This is a genomic window from Streptomyces sp. NPDC052396 (assembly GCF_044593195.1).
Classification (GTDB): Bacteria; Actinomycetota; Actinomycetes; order Streptomycetales; family Streptomycetaceae; genus Streptomyces.
In genome coordinates this window covers 527,263-547,641 of sequence record NZ_JBIUAW010000001.1, presented here as the reverse complement: position 1 = coordinate 547,641, position 20,379 = coordinate 527,263, and the positions used below count along the sequence as shown (strand labels likewise).

Annotated in this window: 22 protein-coding genes; 10 read left to right on the top strand and 12 right to left on the bottom strand. The window is 71.8% G+C overall.

The window, feature by feature from the left end; genetic code table 11:
• Window positions 1–9 precede the first annotated feature (9 nt).
• Together ACIHFE_RS02685 and ACIHFE_RS02680 are read left to right on the top strand one after the other, a co-directional pair.
• Entirely contained in the window at window positions 10–264 is a 255-nt protein-coding gene (locus ACIHFE_RS02685) for a hypothetical protein (RefSeq protein WP_400103817.1), read from the top strand.
• Window positions 265–505: 241 nt separating this feature from the next.
• Window positions 506–949, top strand: a complete 444-nt coding sequence (locus tag ACIHFE_RS02680; protein ID WP_400103815.1) for a hypothetical protein — start codon at window positions 506–508, stop codon at window positions 947–949.
• A 32-nt stretch (window positions 950–981) separates the two neighbouring features.
• Here the strand turns inward: ACIHFE_RS02680 and ACIHFE_RS02675 are convergent, their stop codons facing one another.
• The 4 genes from ACIHFE_RS02675 to ACIHFE_RS02660 form a co-directional block, all read right to left on the bottom strand.
• Complete coding sequence (locus ACIHFE_RS02675; protein ID WP_400103814.1) at window positions 982–1,431, bottom strand: RICIN domain-containing protein; 450 nt, start codon at window positions 1,429–1,431, stop codon at window positions 982–984.
• A 117-nt stretch (window positions 1,432–1,548) separates the two neighbouring features.
• Window positions 1,549–2,709: a bifunctional RNase H/acid phosphatase gene (locus tag ACIHFE_RS02670; RefSeq protein WP_400103812.1), complete on the bottom strand. Its 1,161-nt coding sequence runs from the start codon at window positions 2,707–2,709 to the stop codon at window positions 1,549–1,551.
• Between the two features lie 5 nt (window positions 2,710–2,714).
• Window positions 2,715–3,458: a zinc ribbon domain-containing protein gene (locus ACIHFE_RS02665; protein ID WP_400104398.1), complete on the bottom strand. Its 744-nt coding sequence runs from the start codon at window positions 3,456–3,458 to the stop codon at window positions 2,715–2,717.
• A 37-nt stretch (window positions 3,459–3,495) separates the two neighbouring features.
• Window positions 3,496–4,326, bottom strand: a complete 831-nt coding sequence (locus ACIHFE_RS02660; protein ID WP_400103810.1) for a Nif3-like dinuclear metal center hexameric protein — start codon at window positions 4,324–4,326, stop codon at window positions 3,496–3,498.
• Window positions 4,327–4,492: 166 nt separating this feature from the next.
• Between ACIHFE_RS02660 and ACIHFE_RS02655 the strand changes: the two genes are divergently transcribed.
• Together ACIHFE_RS02655 and ACIHFE_RS02650 are read left to right on the top strand one after the other, a co-directional pair.
• Window positions 4,493–5,632, top strand: coding sequence for a hypothetical protein (locus ACIHFE_RS02655; protein ID WP_400103808.1), 1,140 nt, complete (start codon window positions 4,493–4,495; stop codon window positions 5,630–5,632).
• 182 nt (window positions 5,633–5,814) lie between these two features.
• Window positions 5,815–5,976 carry a hypothetical protein gene (locus ACIHFE_RS02650; protein ID WP_400103806.1) on the top strand — a complete coding sequence of 54 codons (162 nt, stop codon included), beginning with the start codon at window positions 5,815–5,817 and terminating at the stop codon, window positions 5,974–5,976.
• Between the two features lie 82 nt (window positions 5,977–6,058).
• Here the strand turns inward: ACIHFE_RS02650 and ACIHFE_RS02645 are convergent, their stop codons facing one another.
• The 3 genes from ACIHFE_RS02645 to ACIHFE_RS02635 are packed head-to-tail and all read right to left on the bottom strand — an operon-like array spanning window position 6,059 to window position 8,948.
• Window positions 6,059–6,958, bottom strand: a complete 900-nt coding sequence (locus ACIHFE_RS02645; RefSeq protein WP_400104397.1) for a 3-oxoacyl-ACP reductase — start codon at window positions 6,956–6,958, stop codon at window positions 6,059–6,061.
• A 10-nt stretch (window positions 6,959–6,968) separates the two neighbouring features.
• On the bottom strand, window positions 6,969–8,045 hold the full coding sequence (locus ACIHFE_RS02640) for a Zn-dependent alcohol dehydrogenase (protein WP_400103804.1): 1,077 nt from the start codon (window positions 8,043–8,045) through the stop codon (window positions 6,969–6,971).
• A gap of 36 nt (window positions 8,046–8,081) precedes the next feature.
• Complete coding sequence (locus ACIHFE_RS02635) at window positions 8,082–8,948, bottom strand: MaoC/PaaZ C-terminal domain-containing protein (protein ID WP_400103802.1); 867 nt, start codon at window positions 8,946–8,948, stop codon at window positions 8,082–8,084.
• 135 nt (window positions 8,949–9,083) lie between these two features.
• Here ACIHFE_RS02635 and ACIHFE_RS02630 point away from each other — a divergent pair, with 135 nt between their 5' ends.
• The 6 genes from ACIHFE_RS02630 (at window position 9,084) to ACIHFE_RS02605 (ending at window position 14,706) form a co-directional block, all read left to right on the top strand.
• The gene (locus tag ACIHFE_RS02630; protein ID WP_400103800.1) at window positions 9,084–10,256 is read left to right on the top strand and encodes a sensor histidine kinase; all 1,173 of its coding nucleotides are present in this window, start codon (window positions 9,084–9,086) and stop codon (window positions 10,254–10,256) included.
• A gap of 29 nt (window positions 10,257–10,285) precedes the next feature.
• The gene (locus tag ACIHFE_RS02625; protein WP_400103798.1) at window positions 10,286–10,924 is read left to right on the top strand and encodes a response regulator transcription factor; all 639 of its coding nucleotides are present in this window, start codon (window positions 10,286–10,288) and stop codon (window positions 10,922–10,924) included.
• Window positions 10,925–10,965: 41 nt separating this feature from the next.
• Entirely contained in the window at window positions 10,966–11,601 is a 636-nt protein-coding gene (locus ACIHFE_RS02620; RefSeq protein ID WP_400103796.1) for a class I SAM-dependent methyltransferase, read from the top strand.
• Window positions 11,602–11,625: 24 nt separating this feature from the next.
• Complete coding sequence (locus ACIHFE_RS02615; RefSeq protein ID WP_400103794.1) at window positions 11,626–12,507, top strand: N-acetylmuramoyl-L-alanine amidase; 882 nt, start codon at window positions 11,626–11,628, stop codon at window positions 12,505–12,507.
• A gap of 183 nt (window positions 12,508–12,690) precedes the next feature.
• On the top strand, window positions 12,691–13,620 hold the full coding sequence (locus tag ACIHFE_RS02610) for a hypothetical protein (RefSeq protein ID WP_400103792.1): 930 nt from the start codon (window positions 12,691–12,693) through the stop codon (window positions 13,618–13,620).
• A 75-nt stretch (window positions 13,621–13,695) separates the two neighbouring features.
• On the top strand, window positions 13,696–14,706 hold the full coding sequence (locus ACIHFE_RS02605; RefSeq protein WP_400103790.1) for an LLM class F420-dependent oxidoreductase: 1,011 nt from the start codon (window positions 13,696–13,698) through the stop codon (window positions 14,704–14,706).
• 22 nt (window positions 14,707–14,728) lie between these two features.
• Here the strand turns inward: ACIHFE_RS02605 and ACIHFE_RS02600 are convergent, their stop codons facing one another.
• From ACIHFE_RS02600 to ACIHFE_RS02580, 5 genes are all read right to left on the bottom strand, one after another.
• On the bottom strand, window positions 14,729–16,165 hold the full coding sequence (locus ACIHFE_RS02600) for a M1 family metallopeptidase (protein ID WP_400103788.1): 1,437 nt from the start codon (window positions 16,163–16,165) through the stop codon (window positions 14,729–14,731).
• Between the two features lie 57 nt (window positions 16,166–16,222).
• Window positions 16,223–16,771, bottom strand: coding sequence for a hypothetical protein (locus tag ACIHFE_RS02595; protein WP_400103786.1), 549 nt, complete (start codon window positions 16,769–16,771; stop codon window positions 16,223–16,225).
• Between the two features lie 171 nt (window positions 16,772–16,942).
• On the bottom strand, window positions 16,943–18,025 hold the full coding sequence (locus tag ACIHFE_RS02590) for a prenyltransferase (RefSeq protein ID WP_400103784.1): 1,083 nt from the start codon (window positions 18,023–18,025) through the stop codon (window positions 16,943–16,945).
• Window positions 18,022–18,768 (bottom strand): methyltransferase domain-containing protein, encoded by a 747-nt coding sequence (locus tag ACIHFE_RS02585; protein ID WP_400103782.1) that lies wholly within the window; start codon window positions 18,766–18,768, stop codon window positions 18,022–18,024. The genes ACIHFE_RS02590 and ACIHFE_RS02585 overlap by 4 nt, the downstream gene beginning before the upstream one ends.
• A gap of 55 nt (window positions 18,769–18,823) precedes the next feature.
• Window positions 18,824–20,176, bottom strand: a complete 1,353-nt coding sequence (locus ACIHFE_RS02580) for a glycosyltransferase family 4 protein (protein ID WP_400103780.1) — start codon at window positions 20,174–20,176, stop codon at window positions 18,824–18,826.
• Between the last annotated feature and the right edge of the window lie 203 nt (window positions 20,177–20,379).

Here is a 20,379-nt window from a genome sequence, read left to right as displayed (position 1 = left end):
AGTGAAGGTGTGGACTTCAACATCACAGCGGAGGAACAACGGCTTCCCCTCGTGATCGTCGGCCACCTGGACGCTGGCAACGCGCCGACGGTCGATGGTCTGTCCGCGGATCTGGGGCACGATGTCCACTCCGCCGCTCTGTCGCTCCGAAGGAAGGGGTGGATCCTGGTGCGCGACGTCAACGGGCGAGACACAGTGGTCGCGCTGGCTCCAATGGCGCTCCAGGCCGTGCGCAGTCTCCGCTACGGGCGCCGGGAGACATGAGACGTGCTGGCCGGACGGCCCGGGTCACTTGTTCCGTACCCGGGCCGGCGCCGACCGCTAAGTGGTCCACAGAACCCGGCGTACAGGCCGACTCGTCCGCCGCCTCTCCCCTTTGCGTAGGGGGTCTGGCGTACCGGCCCCGCAACTGCCCCCGCGCACAGCCGAGATGGGAACATCCGTCACCCACAAGTGGTGCGTCGGGCCGATCCCCGGCACCAGGGGCGATAGCCTGCTGCCCGCCATGCACGAATTCGCCGACGAAGCCCGCTCACGCGTCGCCCACCTGCTCAGGATGGCCAACACCAGTGACGACCAGGTGCGCGCCCGGCTCATCGAGTACGCCGACAGCACGCCGGAGCCGCCGATCATGGATCAGGCCGGGATCGTCACCACGGGCTGCTCGCGCTGTCGTGGGACGGCCTGGCGGCGGCAGGATCCCGAGGGGCCGGTGTGGGTCTGCGGCTCCTGCGGTCATGTGGCCGAGGTGACCGTGCGGTGCCCGCACTGCGGGGTGGACATGGCGGCGCCACCGCCCGGCGCCCCGGACCGCTGGGCCTGTCCCAGCTGTCCGCGCACCGCCGCCACCGGTGAGCGCGCCCAGGACATCGAGGAGCGGGAACGCAAGCGGCTGCGGGCGGTCGCCCTGCTGGGCAAGGCGGTAGCCCGGGGCCGGGCCGAGCGCTGAGCCGGCCCGGCCCGGCCCCGGACATCAGCGCGTTATCTGCGCGTCCAGCTCTGGTCGGCGCCGCCGGTGCAGTCCTGCGCGTACACCGAAGTGCCGTCGGTGGCCACGCACTTGCCGGTGTTGACGTTCCGCAGCTGGTACGGGTTGGCACCGTCCAGGAACCACAACTGGTTGCCGCTACCGCAGTTCTGCGCGTACACCGACGAACCGTCGGTGTCCAGGCACTCGTTGGCGGCCACATTGCGCAGCTGGACCGCGCTGGTGCCGGAGGCCACCCAACGCTGGCTGTAGCCGGTGCTGTTGCAGTCCTGTGGAGAGACCGTACTGCCGTCGGACTCCAGACACTTGCCGGTGGCCGCGTTCTGGTACTGGTACATGCCGGGCATCGAGGACAAGGAGCTGGCGCCGGCGGTGGGTGTGAGCACGGTGAGGGCGGCGGTGGCCGCCAGGGCTCCGGCCGCCAGCAGTGAGCGGTGTTTCATGTGCGCCTCCTGATGAGGATGTTGCGCGGAAACGGGCGCTCACAGACTGACGGCCGAACCTCGCAGTCAGTAGTAAGAAACTGGCCAGGAAACCGGCCACCGGGGCCGGCGGCCCGGTCAGCGCAGGTGCGCGGTGTCGTTCAGCAGCCGCAGCGAGGCATTGCCGTCCCCGTAGTACGCCACCGCCGACAGTGAGGCCGCCGCCAGCTCCATCCGGAACATGGACTCGGGCGGGGCACCCAGCGCCAGCCGCACCAGGGTCTTGATCGGCGTCACATGGGTCACCAGCAGCACCGTGCGTCCCGCATAGCGGGCCAGCAGCTTGTCCCGGGAGACGGCGACCCGGCGGGCGACGGCCGCGAAGGACTCCCCGTCGGTGGGGGCGGCCTTGCTGGAGGCCAGCCAGGCGTCCAGGTCCGCCGGGTAGCGCTCGCGCACCTCGGCGAAGGTCAGCCCCTCCCAGGCCCCGAAGTCGGCCTCGCGCAGGCCGTCTTCGACACGTACCTCCAGGCCCAGCCGGGCCGCGACGGTCTCGGCGGTCTCCCGGCAGCGGCGCAGCGGGGAGCTGACCACGGCCTGGATGGTGCCGCGCGCGGCCAGGGCGGCGGCGACCGCCTCGGCCTGCCGGCGGCCGGCCTGCGAGAGTTCAGGGTCCGGGCCGGCGCTGCCGGAGAAGCGCTTCTGCGGGGTGAGAGCGGTCTCCCCGTGGCGCAGCAGGACAAAGGTGCTGGGCGTGCCCAGGTCGGCCGGGGCGGCCCAGCCGACCGGTGTGGCCTTGGGCTCCGAGAGCGGCTCCGCGAGCGGCTCCGCCACCGGCTCCGGGCGGGTCTGAGGCACGGCCGCCCGCGAGGGCTCCCACCGCTCGCCCCGCTTGCCGGCGTCCATGGCCTCGTTGGCCAGCCGGTCGGCGTGCTTGTTCTTCTCCCGGGGGATCCACTGGTAGCGGACCTGGCCGGCCGGGAAGACGGACGCGGCCCGGGCGGCCAGCGGCTTCATATCCGGGTGCTTGATCTTCCAGCGCCCGGACATCTGCTCCACCACCAGCTTGGAGTCCATCCGGACCTGGATGGCGGCCTCGGGGTCGAGGGCCTTGGCGGCCTCCAGGCCGGCGATCAGACCCTGGTACTCGGCGACGTTGTTGGTGGCGGTGCCGATGTACTCGGCGGCCTCGGCCAGTGCCTCGCCGGTGACCGCGTCCAGGACGACGGCGCCGTAGCCGGCCGGGCCGGGGTTGCCGCGGGAGCCGCCGTCGGCCTCGACGATAAAGCGGTTGGCCATGGTGGTTACAGGCCGGACTCGGGGGTGCGGACCAGGATCCGGCGGCAGTTCTCGCAGCGGACGACCGTGTCGGCGGCGGCCGCGCGCACCTCGTTGAGCTCGGTGATGTTCAGCTCCAGGCGGCAGCCCTCACAGCGGCGCTGGTAGAGGCGGGCGGCGCCGACGCCGCCCTCCTTCTCGCGCAGCTTGTCGTAGAGCTTCAGCAGGTCGGCGGGGACGGACCCGGCGACGATCTCCCGCTCCTTGCCCACGGTGGCGATCTCGGCGTCGATCCCGGCCAGCGCCTCGTCCCGGCGGGTGACGGCGGCGTCCACCTTGGCCTGGACGGCCTCGACCCGGCCGGTCAACTCGGTGACCCGCTCCTGGGCGGCTTCGCGGCGCTCCATGACCTCCAGGACCACGTCCTCCAGGTCGCCCTGGCGCTTGGCCAGCGAGGCGACCTCGTGCTGGAGGTTCTCCAGGTCCTTGGGGGACATCCCGGCGCCGGAGTCCAGCCGCTGCTGGTCGCGGGCGGCGCGCTGGCGCACCTGGTCGACGTCCTGCTCGGCCTTGGTCTGCTCGCGGGCGGTGTCGCTCTCCTCGGTCTGCGCGGCGACCAGCAGGTCGCGGTGCTGGGCGAGGTCGCTCTCCAGGGTGGTGATCTCGGCGTGCTCGGGCAGGCTCTTGCGCTTGTGCGCGAGCTGTCCGAGCCGGGTGTCGAGCGCCTGGAGGTCGAGGAGGCGGATCTGGTCGGCGGGCGCGGCGTTCAGTTGGGGGCTCCTAGGAAGGGAGTGGCGGGCGGGGCTTTTAGTCGGCGGACGCCGCGTGGGCGGTCCAGGGGTCGGTCACGATACGGGACACATGGGTGCGCAGGCCCCAGTCATGACGGTCGGAGATCTCGTCCAGCTGGGCGGCGGCCTGTTCGCACCAGGGCCACTCGGTGGCCCAGTGGGCGGCGTCCAGCAGGGCCAGCGGGCTCTGCTCGCGGGCCTCGGAGGCCGGGTGGTGGCGCAGGTCGGCGGTGACATAGGCGTCCACACCGGCCGCCCGGACCTCGGCGAACAGGGAGTCGCCGGAGCCGCCGCAGACCGCGACGGTGCGGATGAGGCGCTGCGGGTCGCCGGCGACCCGGATGCCCTGGGCGGTGGACGGCAGCCGCCTGGCGGCGCGTCCGGCGAACTCGGCCAGCGGCAGCGGCGGGTCCAGCTCACAGATCCGGCCCAGGCCGCGGCGACCCGCCGGGTCGGTGGGGTCGGGCACCAGGGGGCCGGTGATCCGCAGGTCCAGGGCGCCGGCCAGGGCGTCGGAGACCCCGGGGTCGGCCCGGTCGGCATTGGTGTGCGCCACATGCAGGGCGATGTCGTGCTTGATCAGGGTGTGCACGGCGCGGCCCTTGAAGGTGGCGGCCGAGACGGTGGTGGTGCCGCGCAGATAGAGCGGGTGGTGGGTGACCACCAGGTCGGCGCCGAGCCGTACCGCCTCGTCGACGACCTCCTGTACGGGGTCCACGGCGAACAGCACCCGGCTGACCGGGCTGTCGGGGTCCCCGCAGACGGTGCCCACGGCATCCCACTGCTCGGCCCGCTCCGGGGGCCACAGGGCGTCGAGGGCGGCGATGACTTCAGACAGTACGGGCACGGGGAAAGGCTACCTGCACCCCGTACCCGGCCGGTGGGGAAGCACACTCGGCACCTCTTCACCCGGCGAATCCCCCAAGCTCCACCCATACGCATGAAGCACCCTCCCTCGGAGGGTTGGGCGGCAGGTCCGAAAACTACGTTCTGTGCCGGAGGTGACGTTTCTCATGACGGTCTGTGCCCCCCAGAGCAGCCCCGAGAGCACTGTCCACCGCGCGTCGGCCCCGGTGCGGCGCCGGGCGTTCACGGTCACCGCGGACGGTTCCTACGCCGCCTGGCTGGCGCTGAGCCGCAGCACCGGCGGCTGGTTCCCGGAGCGGTGGACGCTGGACGGCCCCGAGCCCTACGCGGTGCCGCTGCCCGCCAGCCAGCCGGAGGAGGCGGACACCGAGGTGCTGCCGCTGGCGGACGGGCGGGTGCTGATCCGCCGCCGGGTGGCCGAGCGGTTCGCGCTCTCGCTGCTCTACCCGACCGGGCCGGGCACCGGCGAACTGCCGCTGGGCGCCATCGAGTGCCCGCATCTGTCGCTGTTGCCGCCCGCGCCGGACGGCCGCTCGGCCTACGCCCTGGTGCACGGCGACCTGGCCACCACCCTGTGGCGGGTGCACGGCGGCAGCCGGGGGCCGGAGCTGCTGGCCAAGGTGCCGGGCCGGTGCACCGGCGGCGCCTGGCTGGACCGCTCCGGCCGGCTGCTGGCCCTGGACCGGGAGCTGGAGGGGCTCACCAAGGCGGTGGTGGTGGATCTGGGGCGCGGCGGCGAGACCAGCCCGCTGCTGCAGATCGCCGAGCACAGCAACGACCGGCTGGTGCTGGCCGATGTGGACAGCGGCCTGCTGCTGGTACGGTCCGACGCCCCCGGCGAGGACCGGCTGGGCTGGGGCGTGCTGGGCTCGGCACGGCCGGTGCGGTTCCCCGAGTGCCTGCGGCTGGACGAGGCACCCCTGGTCCCCTTCGCCACCCAGCCGGGACAGCCGCTGACCCCGGAGACCTGCTCGGTGGCGTTTCTGATCGACCGGGTGGAGCTGGACTCCGGCAGCTGGGTGGGGGTGTGGCGCCCCGCCGAGCGGCGGCTGCGCCAGTTCCCCGGGCCGGCTGGCTGGGTGGCCGGGGCCGGGCTGTGGACCGCCGACGGAGAGCTGCGACTGCCCTGTGTGACCCCCCAGGTGCCCTGCGGCCTGGCCCGGCTGCGGCTGCCGGAGGAGGTGGCGGAACCGCCGGAGGAGGACCCGGGCGGGGCGGCCGCGCTGCGCCCGGTGCCGCTCCAGCAGGCACCCCACGCCCGGGCCGTGACACGGCGTCCCCTCTGACGGAAACTCTGACGGATGTTCGATCCTGGGTGGCTGGCTCGATCAAGGTCCCGTTAGGATTGGGGCGGGGGCTGCGCAGCGGTGCTGAAGGGGCGTGCGCGGAAAGCGTGTTGACCGCCGTGTGAGTGGCCCAAGTGGCCCCCGGTGCACGCTATTCCCACACCGACGGAGTGACCTTCCCCATGTCCGAAGCCCGAACCGACACGACCGAAGCGAGCCGCATCGAGGCTTCCGCCCAGGCCGCAGCCGCCGGCTCCGGCAGGCACCGCGGCCCGTCGTCGATGCTTGACGACCAGCCTGCCTCGCCGCACGGAAAGCACCGCCGCCCGGCGGAGGCCAACTGATAAGTCCCGGACTTCTGGGGCGGAGTGCCGGATTATGTTCCGGTTCCGCCCTTTTTCCGTATCCGGCAACTGCCGCCGGCCGTCACAGTCCCAGCAGTTCCGTCGCCGCGAACGACTCCCCCTTGCGTTCCGCGAAGAACCGGGTGAACCCGCCCGCCAGGTCGTCCAGGGCGAACCGGGCGGCGATCCGCGGCCGTTCCAGCACCGCCACCCGCCCCCCGTACACCACCAGCACCTGCCCGCTCACCCCGCCCGCCGCCGGGGACGCCAGATGCCCCACCAGCGGGGAGACCTGTTCCACCGCCAGCGGATCGGGCCCGGTGGCCGGCGCGGCACCGAAGACATCCTCGGTCATCCGGGTGCGCGCCCGGGGGCAGATCGCGTTCACCGTCACCCCGTACTTGCGCAGCGCCGCGGCGGTGGACAGGGTCAGGCCCACGATCCCGCCCTTGGCCGCGGCGTAGTTGGGCTGTCCCGCGGCGCCCAGCAGAAACGCCTCCGAGGCGGTGTTGATCACCCGCCCGTACACCGGCTCCCCGCTGGCCTTGGCCCGCTCCCGCCAGTACGCGGCCGCAAAACGGATGGTGTTGAAGTGGCCCTTGAGGTGGACCCGGATCACCGTGTCCCACTCCTCCTCGGACATGGCGAACACCATCCGGTCCCGCAGGATCCCCGCGTTGTTCACCAGCACATCCAGCGAGCCATAGGTGTCCAGGGCCAGCCGCACCAGCTCCCGCGCGACGGCGAAGTCCCCGATGTCCCCGGCGTGGGCGACGGCCCGGCCGCCCGCCGCCCGGATCTCGGCCGCCACCGCCTCGGCGGGCCCCGCCGAGGCCGCACCCGAGCCGTCCCGCCCCGGCCGCCCCTGGTCATTGACCACCACCGAGGCACCGCGCCGGGCCAGTTCCAGGGCCTCGGCCCGGCCCAGACCCCGGCCGCCTCCGGTGACGATCGCCGTTCTGCCGCGCAGTGGCGGCGTCATCGCCGCCATCTCACAGCTCCACACAGGTACGCAGCGCCACACCCGAACGCATCTGCTCCAGCGCGTCATTGACGCCCGCCAGCGGCACCCGATGGGTGATCATCCCGGCCAGCTCCACCCGCCCGGCCCGCCACAGCTCAATGGCCCGGCCATAGGAGCGCAGCACATCGCCGCCGCCGTACAAGGAGGGCAGGATCCGCTTCTCGTTGAAGAACAGCTCGAACATATTGAGTTGCAGGGTGTCGTCCATGGCGCCCGCGCCCACCACACACAGGGTGCCGCCGCGCCGGGTCAGGTCATAGGCGGTACGGGCGGTGCCCGAGGTGCCCACCACCTCGAAGACATAGTCGAAGCCCTCACCACCGGTGACCCGGTTCCTGGCCTCGGCCAGTTCCTCCGGCGCCACCGCCTCCGTCGCCCCGAACCGCAGCGCCGCCTCGCGCCGGGAGGCCACCGGGTCCACCGCGACGATCCGTGCCGCGCCCGCCACCCGGGCGCCCTGCACGGTGGCGATTCCCACCCCGCCGCAGCCGATCACCGCCACCGATGAACCGGCCGCCACCCGCGCGGTGTTGAGCGCCGCACCGAGCCCGGTGGTGACCCCGCAGCCGATCAGGGCGGCGATGTCAAAGGGCACATCGTCCGGGATCGGCACCGCGCATCCGGCGCCCACCACCGTCTCCTCGGCGAAGGTGCCGGTGCCCGCGAAGCTGAACACATCGCCGCCCGGCCGCCGGAAGTTGGGGGTGGAGACACTGAGGAAGCCGGACAGGCACAGCTGTGTCTGGCCACGCCGGCAGGCGGCGCAGCCGCCACAGGCCGGCAGCCAGCACACCAGCACCCGGTCCCCCGGCCGCACCCCGGTGACACCCTCGCCCACCTCCAGGACCTCGCCCGCCCCCTCATGCCCGGGGACAAACGGCGCGGGCTGCGGCAGCACCCCGGACATCGCGGACAGATCGGAATGACACAGCCCGGCGGCCCGCATCCGCACCCGGACCTTGCCGGGGCCGAAGCCCACCGCCTCGATGTCGTCCACGACTTCGAGCTTGTCCTGCCCTTTCTCGTGCTGCACGGCGGCGCGCATGGGCGGCTCCCTTCGTACGGCTGGGGTGTTGCGGGCTCAGCGGTGTTCGACCACGGTGTCCGCCAGCACGGCGGCGTCCTGGCGCTCGGGCACCGTCACCGACACCTGGATCCGCCCGGGCCCGGGGCAGTCGCGCCACATCCGCAGCCGCAGCCGTTCGCCGGGGTAGACCACGCCGGTGAAGCGGGTGGTGTACGAGCGGACCCGCCCGGCGTCCCCGCCCAGCAGCCCGTCCACCACGGCCTTCAGCGCGATGCCATAGGTGCACAGTCCATGCAGGATCGGCCGGTCGAACCCGGCCCGCCGGGCGAACTCAGGGTCGGCGTGCAGCGGGTTGAAGTCCCCGCTGAGGCGGTAGAGCAGCGCCTGGTCCTCGCGGAGGGCCCGCTCCACCGTCAAATAGGGTGCGCGCTCGGGGAGTTCCAGCCGCATGGCGACACCGCGCTCCCCACCGAAGCCGCCCTCGCCCCGGACATAGATCTGCGCATCGCTGCTCCACAACGGCCCCTCGGCGTCGGCCACATCGCTGCGCAGCACAATCACCGCCGCCTTGCCCTTGTCATGGACGGCGGCAACCCGTGAGGTCTGGGTGGCTCCGGTGGACCGGACCGGGATGGGCCGGTGCACCGAGACGGTCTGCCCGCCGTGCAGCACGGCCGCCAGGTCCACCTCGATCCCGGGCGCGGACAGCCCGCCGGCCAGCGCCATCCCGCCCCCGGCCACGGTGGCGAACGAGGGCAGCACCTGCAGCCTGCTCTCCAGGGTGTAGCGCAGCTCGGCCGGGTCGGTGGCCGGCCGGCCCGCACCGATGCCCAGGTGGTAGAGCTGGATGTCCTTGTGGTCCCAGGACAGATCGGTCACGCGCGGATCGGCGGCAAGGGCCTTGGCGGCGTCGATGGGCATGCACGGCTGTATAGCCCGTTCCGGATGGCTTGGGAAGACGCATGTCACCGCCGTCGACGGGCGGTTGCCCCCGCACCGCCGGGAACCGGACACTCAACGGGATTTCGTCAAAAGGGGTTTCGTAGGCTGTGCGGCATGACGAGCACGGCAGCGGGCCAGCCCGCCGGATGGACCAAAATGCCCACCCTCAAGAGCTTCATCCCCTTTCTGCTCGTCAACATCCATGACACCATCGCCGTCCTCACCGGCGGCATGCCGCTGCCCTGGCTCGGTGGCCTTGGCGAACTGGTCTTCATCGCCCTGTATCTCGCCACCATCTCCACCGCCCTGGACGACGACCGCCACGACAGCCGCACCCCCCGGCTGCTGCTGGCCGGACTGGCCGTGGTCACCTATGCGCTGGCCGTCGGCTACTGGAACCACTGGCAGATGTGCTTCCCGCTGCTCTCCCTGGCGACCGGCGTGGTGCTGCGCCGCGACACCCGGCTGATCGCGTTCGCCCTGGCCCTGCTGGGCATCACCTACGGGATCATGGCCTCGCTCCGGGGCGCCCATGACACCACCGGGGACATCGTGGCCGCGGGCTGGGGCACCGGCCTGGCCGGGATGCTGGCCGCCAACCTGCTCAACCTGGTGGAGAGCAACTCCGCCCTGCGGGCCACCCGCGAACAGCTGGCCCATGCCGCGGTGGAGCGCGAGCGGCTGCGTTTCTCCCGGGACCTGCACGACCTGCTGGGCCACACCCTCTCGGTGATGGTGGTCAAGGCACAGGCGGTACGCCGCCTGGGCCCGCGCGACCTGGACGCCGCGCTCTCCCAGGCCGCCGACATCGAGGCGGTGGGCCGCCAGGCCCTGACCGAAATCCGGGAGGCCGTCACCGGCTACCGGGAGAGCAGCCTGGCCACCGAGCTGGACAACGCCCGTTCCCTGCTGGAGGCTTCGGGGATCGCCGCCGAGATCAGCCAGTCCGGCCCGCCGCTGCCGCCGCAGACCGGGGCGCTGCTGGGCTGGGTGGTGCGCGAGGGCGTCACCAATGTGGTGCGGCACAGCGGCGCTTCGCACTGTGCGATCGAGGTACGCGGCGAACCCGACCGGGTCCATCTGGAGATCACCGACGACGGCGTGGGCCCGGCCGCCGGGCCGGAGATGGAGCGGCCCCGGCCCAAGACCGGCGGCAATGGCCTCAGGGGCCTGGCCGAACGGCTGGCCACCGCGGGCGGCTCACTGACCTCCGGCCCGGCCGGCCGCCGCGGCTTCCGGCTGGTGGCGGAGCTGCCGGTGGACGACGAGGAGGGACTGGCGGCCTGATGAACGCACCACTGTCTAGGCTGGACGGTATGACAGACACCGGCCCCGAGCAGCCCGCCCAGCGCATCCGCACCCTCCTCGCCGAGGACCAGGGAATGATGCGCGGAGCGCTGGCGCTGTTGCTCGGCCTGGAGGACGACATCGAGATCGTCGGCCAGGTGGCCAACGGGGACGAGATCCTGCCCACGGCCCTGGAAGTACGACCGGATGTCGCGCTGTTGGACATCGAACTGCCGGGCCGCAGCGGGCTGGACGCCGCGGCCGACCTCAGGGCCGGGCTGCCCGAGTGCAAGGTGCTGATCCTGACCACCTTCGGCCGCCCCGGCTATCTGCGCCGGGCGATGGAGGCCGGGGCGGCCGGGTTCCTGGTCAAGGACGGCCCGGTGGAGGACCTGGCGGCCGCCATCCGCCAGGTGCTGGCGGGCAAGCAGGTCATCGACCCGGTGCTGGCCGCGGCCGCGCTCAGCACCGGCCCCAACCCGCTCACCCAGCGGGAGCGCGAGGTGCTGGCCGCGGCGGTGGACGGCGCGACGGTCGCCGACATCGCGGCCAAGGTGCACCTCTCGCCGGCCACGGTGCGCAACTACCTCTCGGCCGCCATCGGCAAGACCCAGACCCGCAACCGCATGGAAGCGGTCCGCACCGCCCGCCAGAACGGCTGGCTGTAGCCACCGAAGGCGCTCCACCCACGACCGCAAGGACAAAAGCAATGCTCAGCCCCGCCACCCTCGCCGCCTTCGAAGAGGCCAAGGGCTTTATGCCCACCGACGAGGGCCGCGCCCTCCACGACGCCGCCACCGAGGCCGCCGAACTGGGCCTCCCCCTACTGGAAGTAGGGACCTACTGCGGCCGCTCCACCATCCTCCTCGCCGACGCCGCCCGCCAGGCGCACCTCACCGCCATCACCATCGACCACCACCGCGGCAGCGAAGAGCAGCAACCCGGCTGGGAGTACCACGACCCCACCCTGGTGGACCCGGTCACCGGCCGTATGGACACCCTCCCCGTCTTCCGCCGCACCCTGCACGCCGCCGGCCTGGAGGACCATGTCATCGCCATAGTCGGCCGCTCCCCCCAGGTGGCGAAGACCTGGCGCACCCCCGTCGGCCTGGTCTTCATCGACGGCGGTCACACCGATGAGCACGCCACCGCCGACTACGAGGGCTGGGCCCCGCACCTCGCCTCCGGCGGCCTGCTGGTCATCCACGATGTCTTCCCCGACCCGGCCGACGGCGGCCAGGCCCCGTACCGCATCTACCGCCGGGCCCTGGAATCCGGTGCCTTCACCGAGGTCTCGGTGACGCACTCGCTCCGCGTCCTGCGCCGGATCGCCCCCGGCCACTGAGCCATAGGCGCTACCATCGCCCAGGTGTCCACCGGCAGCCTCCCCCGCATACCCCGCCCGCTCAGGGCCGTGGCACTGACCGCGCTGCTCCTGACGGGCCTCGCGGGCTGCGACGACAAGACCGACGACGCCAAGTCGGCCGAGGGCAAAGCGCCTTCGGCCGTTGCTTCCGCCTCAAGTTCAACCCCCGCCTCCGCGGCACCGAAGCCAAGTACCTCCCCTGCCAACGATGGTTCGCTCAAGGGCAAGGTCGTCGTCATCGACCCCGGCCACAACATCCACAACCAGGACCATCCCACCGAAATCAATCAGCAGGTGGAGATGGGCAACGGCCGCAAGGAATGCGACACCACCGGCACCGCCACCAACTCCGGTTACGCCGAAGCCACCTTCAGCCTGGATGTCGCCCACCGCATCCGCCGTATCCTCCAGGCGCAGGGCGCCACCGTCACCCTCACCCATGACGGCGACCGCCCTTACGGGCCGTGCGTGGACGAACGCGCCGAGATCGGCAACCGGGCCCACGCGGACGCCGCGGTATCGGTACACGCCGACGGCGCACCGGCCGGCGACCGCGGGTTCCATGTGATTCTTCCCGCACCGCTCAAGAACGGGCAGGTGGACACCACGCCCATCGTCGGCCCTTCCAGGGCACTTGGCGAACGCATCGCCGGCGACTTCGTCCGCGTCACCGGCAGCGCACCCTCCAACTATGTGGGCAAGGGAACGGGTTTGGACGTCCGTGACGATCTGGGCGGACTCAATCTGTCCAAAGTCCCCAAGGTGTTCATCGAATGCGGCAATATGCGCGATCCCGATGATGCCGCCCAACTCACCGATGACGCTTGGCGCGAAAAGGCGGCGCAAGGGATCGCAAACGGCATCAGTGACTTCCTGCACGGGTAACGGAGGGAAATAACGGCAGGCCACAGCCTTGTCACGAGGGCGAAACGAAGAGCCGCCCCGGACATGGGAGCGATAGGTTCCCCCGTACGATGGGGGGCCGAGTTTCCCCCGCGCCCTCGCACCTCGCGAACTGGCACCGACGCCAGCTGACAACTTTCCAACTGCACGGACAAAGGACTTCAGGTGAACATCCGCTCCCTCACTCGAGGCGACGGCGTGGTGATCGGAGCAGCGGTGTTGCTGTTCATCGCCTCGTTCCTCGACTACTACTCGGTCGACTGCAGCGGTCCTTGCGACACATCGAAGGTGCCCAATCTGTGGGAAGGCAAGGTCTTCCCCGCACTGCCGTCGATCGTGCTCGCCGGCCTCATCGCAGCCGCGCTCATCGTCGCCTCCCGTATCCAGACGGGCCGCAATGTGCTGGGCCTCACGCTGGAGCAGTGGGGGACGGCGCTGGCGGTCTTCGCGACCTGGACCACCCTGTGGACCATGTTCGACGGTCCGCTTGAGGACATGAACTCCAACGTCGGTGTCGGCATCGGCCGCATCCTGGCACTGATCGCCAATGCGGTCATCGCCGCCGCCGCTCTGTTCTCCTCCCGCGTCCCGGCCCTTAAGGCCCCTCTGATGGGCGCCCCCCAGCAGCCCGTCTCCCCCTACGGGACCGGCCCCAACCCGGGCTATGGCTACCCCAACCCGGCCGCCGGCCAGCCCGGCGCCCCCTATGGGGCCCAGCCGGGTGCCTCCTTCGGCGGCCAGGCCCCGTCCCCGTACCAGCCGCAGGACCCGACCACGGTGCAGCCCGCCGCTTCCCAGCCGGATGGTGGCGCGGGTGCCGCCGCGGCCCAGCAGGCGGCCGGCCAGTCCTTCGGTGGCGGCCAGCCCGCCGGTGCGCAGGGTGGCGCTCCCGCCTCCGGGTTCACCCCGTTCTGGTTCGCCGTCCCGGTGAACCGGCCGCTGTTCCCGGAGGACGGCTCGCAGACCCCGATCGCCGAGCTGACCCCCGGTACCTGGTACCTGGCCGTGGACCAGCGCGGTCCGGCCCTGGTCGCCCAGACCCAGGACGGCCGCCGTGGTGTCCTCCAGGACACCTCCGGCATCCAGCGCGGCTGATTCAACGCCCCGCCCATTTCCACGCCAAGGCCCGCCGGTTCCCTCCGGCGGGCCTTCGCCGTACAGTGACCCGCCATGCGACTCGGTCTCGCACTCGGCTACTGGGGCCGCGGCCCGGACCCCCGCCATCTCCAACTCGTCCGGGAAGCGGAGGACTTGGGATATCACTCGGTGTGGACGGCCGAGTCCTGGGGCTCGGACGCCTTCACCCCGCTGACCTGGATCGCCGCCCACACCCGGCGCATCGCGCTGGGCACCGCGGTGGCACAGATGGCGGCCCGTTCGCCGGCCGCCACCGCCATGCACGCGCTCACCCTGGACCATCTCTCCGGCGGCCGGCTGCTGCTGGGGCTGGGGCTGTCCGGTCCGCAGGTGGTGGAAGGCTGGTACGGGCGCCCGTTCCCGGACCGCCCGCTGATGGCCACCCGGGAGTATGTGGACATCGTCCGTCAGGTGCTGCGCCGCACCGCACCGGTGACCCTGGACGGCCGCTACCACCGCCTCCCCTATGACGGCCCGGGGAGCACCGGCCTGGGCCGTTCGCTGCGGTCCATCACCCACCCCCTCCGGCCCGACCTGCCGGTGCTGCTCGGCGCCGAAGGCCCCAGGAACATCGCCCAGACCGTCCATATCGCCGACGGCTGGCTGCCGCTCTACTGGTCGCCCGCCCGGACCCACCTCTACGCCGAATCCCTGGCCGCCGCCCCCGAGGGTTTCCTGGTGGCCCCGCTGGTCCGGGCCGCCCTCTGCGCCGATGTCACCGAGGGCCTGCGGCCGGTGAAGGCGATGCTGGCCTTCTATGTCGGCGGCATGGGGCACGCCCGACGCAACTTCCACGCGGACCTGCTGGCCCGCTGGGGCTATGGCGAAGTCGCCGCCCGCATCGGGGAGTTGTTCGCGTCCGGACGCCGCGAGGAGGCGGTGGCCGCGGTGCCGGACACCCTGGCCGACGAGATCTCCCTGGTCGGCCCCCGGAAGCGGATCGCCGAACGCCTGACAGCCTGGCGGTCGGGCCCGGTCACCGACCTCCTGATAACGGCCCCCGACCCACCAACCCTCCAAGCCCTGGCCGAACTCAACGCCTAGACCGGGGACACCCCGAACCCACTCAACTCCTCGGCGGCTTCCCCGCCATGTACAGCCAAGTCCGGAAGAACTCCCCCAGCCCCTTCCCGGACTTCGCCTCGCAGAGCGCGAAGAACTGCTGGGCCTCCACATTGCCGAAACGATGCTCCCGCACCCATGTGCGCAGCACATCGAAGAACACCGAGTCCCCCACCGTCTCCCGCAACCGCTGAAGCATCATCGCGCTCCGCCCGTACACCGGCCGCCCCGATATCTGCTCGGCGTCCGGCGTGGCGGGCGGATAGGACCAGATGTCCTCGCCCGCCGGGCCCTTGCTCTCCGGGTCCTTGCCGTCGTAGTAGTCGTCAAAGGTCTGCCGCACCGTGCGGCCGCCCTCCTTCTCCTCCCACATCCACTCCGCGTACTGGGCGAAGCCCTCGTTGAGCCACATATCACGCCAGTCGCGCAGGGTGACCGAGTTGCCGAACCACTGGTGGGCCATCTCATGTACCACCAGCTTGTCGTCCGGCGGCTCCTGGAAGTACGGCTTGGTCTGGGTCTCCAGGGCGTAGTGCACCTCCTCATTGCGGTCGATGACCACGCCGGCGGAGGAGAAGGGGTACGGGCCGAACAGGCCGGTCTCCCAGTCCAGTACCCGGGGCAGCACCTTGTTCATCCGCTCGGCGGCCGCCTCCTCGCCGGGCGCCGAGGCGATATAGAGCGGCAGCCGGCCGGCCCGGCCCCGGGTGATCCGGAACTCGCCCACCGCCACACTCGCCACATAGCTGGCCATCGGTTCGCCGTTGTGCCAGACAAAGGTGGTCTTGCCGCCCTTGGTCTCCTGTTGGCGCAACTCGCCGTTGGCCACGGCTGTATAGCCCTTGGGCACGGTCACCGTGATGTCATAGGCGGCCTTGTCGGAGGGGTGGTGGTTGCCGGGGAACCAGGCCATGGACCCCTCCGGCTCGCCCAGTCCGACCGCGCCGTGTTCGGTCTCCACCCAGCCCTCGGTGGCGCCGTCCACGTCATGGACGGTCTGGGGGGTGCCCCGGTAGCTGATCTCGGTGGTGAACTCGGCCTCCCTGGCCACCGGTTGGCGCGGCCGGACGGTGAGCTTGGTGCCCTTGCGGGAGGTGTGGGCCGTCCTGCCCGCCACCCGGGCCTCGCGCACCCGCAGTCCCTTGAGGTCCAGGCTGAAGGCGCTGAGGTCCTGGGTGGCCCGGGCGGTGATCACCGCCTTGCCCTCCAGCAGATTGTCCTCCGGCCGGTAGTCCAGGGTCAGGCCATAGTGCTCAACCCGGTAGCCCCCATTGCCCAGCCGGGGGAAGACGCTGTCCCCCGCGCTTTGCGCTCCGGGGCGCCCCTGGCCTTCGTCGGCGCCGCCGCAGGCCGTGACAAACGCGAGTGCCAGGGGTATCGCGCACCGCGACAGCCTGCGGGGAAGCGTCTGTTGCCCCGGTCTTCGGAGAGTGTCTGCCATGCCCGCAATGCTTTCATTGTCGACAGGCTCGGCAACGCCCCTTCCCGGCCGTCCGGTTCAGCCGCCCGAGCCGAGCTCGCTCGCCGAGGGCGTCTTGTCCTTCACCTCGGCACCGGCGCCCTTCCCGGCGTCCTTCACCTTGTTGATGACGTCCTGGAAGCTGTTGACATCACCGTCGACGGCATCGCCCTTCTTCAGCTTGCCGGGCAGGCCCTTGAGCGACTCGATGCCGGCAGCCAGGGGCGCCAGCGCCTTGGACAGCGTGGGGTCGCCCTCGGCGTTCTTCTTGGCGGCCTTGAGCCGGTTGTAGGTGAAGGTGCCCGCCAGGGCCGCCTTGGCCAGGGCCTTGACCCGGCCCTTCTCACCACTCTTGAAGGCGCCCGCCTTGTAGGGCTTGACGATCCACTTGTAGGTGGCGCCCGCGGCGAGCCCGGCGTTGGCGACAAACCGTGTCTTGGCGAACTTCTGCTTCTCGGCCGAAGTCGTCGGCGACGCCTCGCTCTTGCTCTCCTTCTTGCCGCCGCCACAGGCGGGGGCGACCAGCAGCAGGCTGCAGACCAGCGGCAGCGCTACGGCGGTACGGCGGACGCGGGCGCGACTGGACACGGTTGGCCTCCGACGGGCGCTTGGGGACACTCCCGACAAGGCTTACCCAAAGCGACGCCCCCCGCACGCCGGACCGTACCGTTCGGGCGATGCCCTCGTACGCCTGCCCAGGCCCGGCAGCGCACCGGCCGGCTGAAGCGCCGCAGCCGGGCTCAGGCACGGCAGTACGGCTCAGCCGCAGCAGTCGGGTTCCAGCCCGCTCGGCAGCCGTTCACCGCCGAACACCGCCGTGGTCGCCTCGTCGCCGCCCAGCGCGGCCACCGCCAGCAGCAGCGCGCCCGCGGTCCAGGTGGTCTGCTCCTCCGGCCAGACCGCCTGGTCCTGGTAGACATAGCCGGTCCAGTACATGCCGTTGTCGGCGCGCAGATGACCGATCCAGCGCAGGATCTCCACCGCGCGGTCGGACTCGCCCATCACCCAGAGCGCCAGGGCGAGTTCACAGCTCTCGCCGCCGGTGACCCAGGGGTTGGGCACCACACAGCGCACCCCCAGACCGGGCACCACAAAGCGGTCCCAGTCGGCCTCGATGCGCCGCTTGGCCGCCTCGCCGGTGAGGGCGCCGCCCAGTACCGGGTAGTACCAGTCCATGGAGTAGCGGCTCTTGTCCAGGAACCGCTCAGGGTGGTGGCGTATCGCATGGGCCAGCAGGCCGGCCGCCAACTCCCAGTCGGGCTGGGGCTCTTCGCGGTGCTCGGCGATGGCCAGGGCGCAGCGCAGCGCCTGGTGGATGGAGGAGCAGCCGGTGAGCAGGGCGTCGGTTACGGCCCGGCCGTCGGCCTCGCGCTTCCAGCCGATCTGTCCGCCGGGCTGCTGGAGTTCCAGGACGAACTCCATGGCCGCGCAGACCACCGGCCACATCCGGTCCAGGAAGGCGTCGTCGCCGGTGGCCAGGTAGTGGTGCCAGACGCCGACCGCCACATAGGCGGTGAAGTTGGTCTCCCGGCTGCGGTCGGTGGGTTCGTCGGCGGCGCCGTCGGCGTAGGCGGCGTACCAGGAGCCGTCGGCGTTCTGGTGCCGGGCCAGCCAGCGGTAGGCGGCCTCGGCGCGGCCGTGTTCGCCGGCGGCGTCCAGGGCCATGGCGGCCTCGACATGGTCCCAGGGGTCGAGGTGGTGGCCGCGGAACCACGGTATGGCCCCGTCCTCGCGCTGGGTGGCGGCGATGCCCTCGACGGTGCGGGTGGCCTCTTCGGTGGTGAGCACGCCGGGCAGTGCGAGGCGCTCCGCGCGTCCCGGACGACGGTGGTACGTGGTCACGCGCGCACCTCGTCCAGCGCGCCGTGCGCCGCGCGCGGCTTGGTGGCGTAGGCGACAAAGCTCTTGCCGATGACCGGGTTGAGGGCCTGTTCGGCCAGCCGGGTGGCCAGGGGCTTCTTCATGATGTCCCAGACCAGCAGCTTGTGGTACGCGCGCACCGGCAGTGCCTTCTCGTTGTCCACGCCGAAGGCGCACTTCAGCCACCAGTAGGGGCTGTGCAGGCCGTGCGCATGGTGGGTGCCGTACGGCTTGAGTCCGGCCTCCTCCATCTTGCGCAGCAGTTCATCGGCCTTGTAGATGCGGATATGGCCGCCTTCGACCTCGTGGTAGGCGTCGCTGAGCGCCCAGCAGATCTTCTCCGGGCCGTAGCGCGGCACGGTGATGGCGATCCGGCCGCCGGGCCGCAGCACCCGGACCATCTCGGCGAGCACTCCCTTGTCGTCGGGGATGTGCTCCATCACCTCGGAGATGATCACTACGTCGAAGCTGTCGTCGGGGAACGGCAGGGCCAGCGCGTCGCCCTCCATGGCGGTGGCGGTGGCGCCCTCCGGGGCCTCGCCGGCCTCCTTCATGGCGGCGAACCACTTGGCGACCTCGCGGATCTCCTCGGCGTTGCGGTCCAGTGCCACCACCCGGGCGCCGCGCCGGTAGCACTCGAAGGCATGCCGGCCCGCGCCGCAGCCCAGGTCGAGGACGCGGTCGCCGGGGGCGAGCGGGAAGCGGGAGAAGTCGACGGTCAGCACGGTGTCTGCTTTCGTCCGGCGGAGCGGGTCGGTGGTGCGCCTGGGCGGGTGTGCCTCAGGCGGTGGTGCGGGTGCGCTGCCGTGCCCGCCGGGCCTCGGTGTAGCGGGCGATGGAGGCGCGGTAGTGCTCGGCGGTGCCGATGGCCGCCTGCCGCCAGGTGAACCGGTCCAGTACGCGCCGGCGTCCGGCGGCGCCCAGCCGGCGGCGCAGTTCGCCGTCGTCCAGCAGGCGGCCCAGCGCGGCGGCCAGTGCTCCCGCGTCGCCGGGCGGCACCGCCAGGCAGGTCTCACCGTCCGGGCCGGCCACCTCCGGGATGGCGCCGCCGGTGGTGGCGACCAGGGCGGTGCCGGTGGCCATCGCCTCGGCGGCGGGCAGCGAGAAGCCCTCGTAGAGCGAGGGCACACAGGCGATCTGGGCGCCGCGCACCAGGTCGACCAGTTCGGCGTCGCTGATGCCCTTGACGAACTCGACCGCGCCTTCCAGCCCAAAGCGTTCGATGGCCTGGGCCACCGGCCCGTCGTCGGCGCGCTTGCCGACCACCACCAGGTGGGCGTCCGGGTGTTCGGTACGAACCTTGGCCAGGGCCTCCACCAGGTGCACCAGTCCCTTGAGCGGGACATCGGCGCTGGCGGTGGTGACGATCCGGCCGGGGATCTCGGCGATGGCCGGGTCCGGCGAGAAGAGGTCGGTGTCGGCGCCGATGGGCACCACATGGACCCGCTCCGGGCGGACGCCCAGGTGGTCGGTGATCTCCTGCCGGGAGGAGCCGGAGACGGTGAGCACCCTGGGCAGGCAGCGGGCGACCCGCTCCTGCATCCGGGTGAAGCCGTACCAGCGGCGGACGGACAGCCGGCGCGCCAGGTCCTCGGCGGCGTCCAGCTCCAGCTGCCGGTCCACGGTGATGGGGTGGTGAATGGTGGTCACCAGGGGGGCGCCCAGATCGGCGAGCAGGCCGTAGCCGAGGGTCTGGTTGTCGTGGACGACATCGAAGTCGCCCCGGCGGGCGGCCAGATGGCGCCGGGCGCGCAGCGAGAAGGTCAGCGGCTCGGGGAAGCCGCCGGTCCACATGGTGGCCACCTCCAGGGCGTCCACCCAGTCCCGGTACTCCTCGCGGCCGGGGGTGCGGAAGGGGTCGGGCTGCCGGTAGAGGTCCAGGCTGGGCAGTTCGGTGAGGGTGACGCCCTCGTCGTCGTCGAGCACCGGGTAGGGCTGGGCGCCGATGACCTCCACGGAGTGTCCCAGGCGGGCCAGTTCACGGGAGAGGTGGCGGACGTAGACCCCCTGGCCGCCGCAGAACGGGTTGCCCTTGTAGGACAGCAGCGCGATGCGCAGCGGGCCGTCACCGCCGGCGGTGGGCACCGTGCGGGGCGGACCTGACCCGACTGCCCGGGCGGTCTCAGCGGTCACTCGCGGCCCCCTTCTTCCTGCAGTTCAGCGGGAGCGTAACCGCTGCGTATACCTAGAACAAGTTCCACCTGGCGCCGGGCCCGGCAACTGCCGACCATACCCGGCGGGTTCAGAACACGTTCCAGTGATTCGCGTCACTGCGCGGAGCCCTGACATCATGCAGCGTGTCCGCCGCCACAGCCGTTACGCATGGAACGGAACCC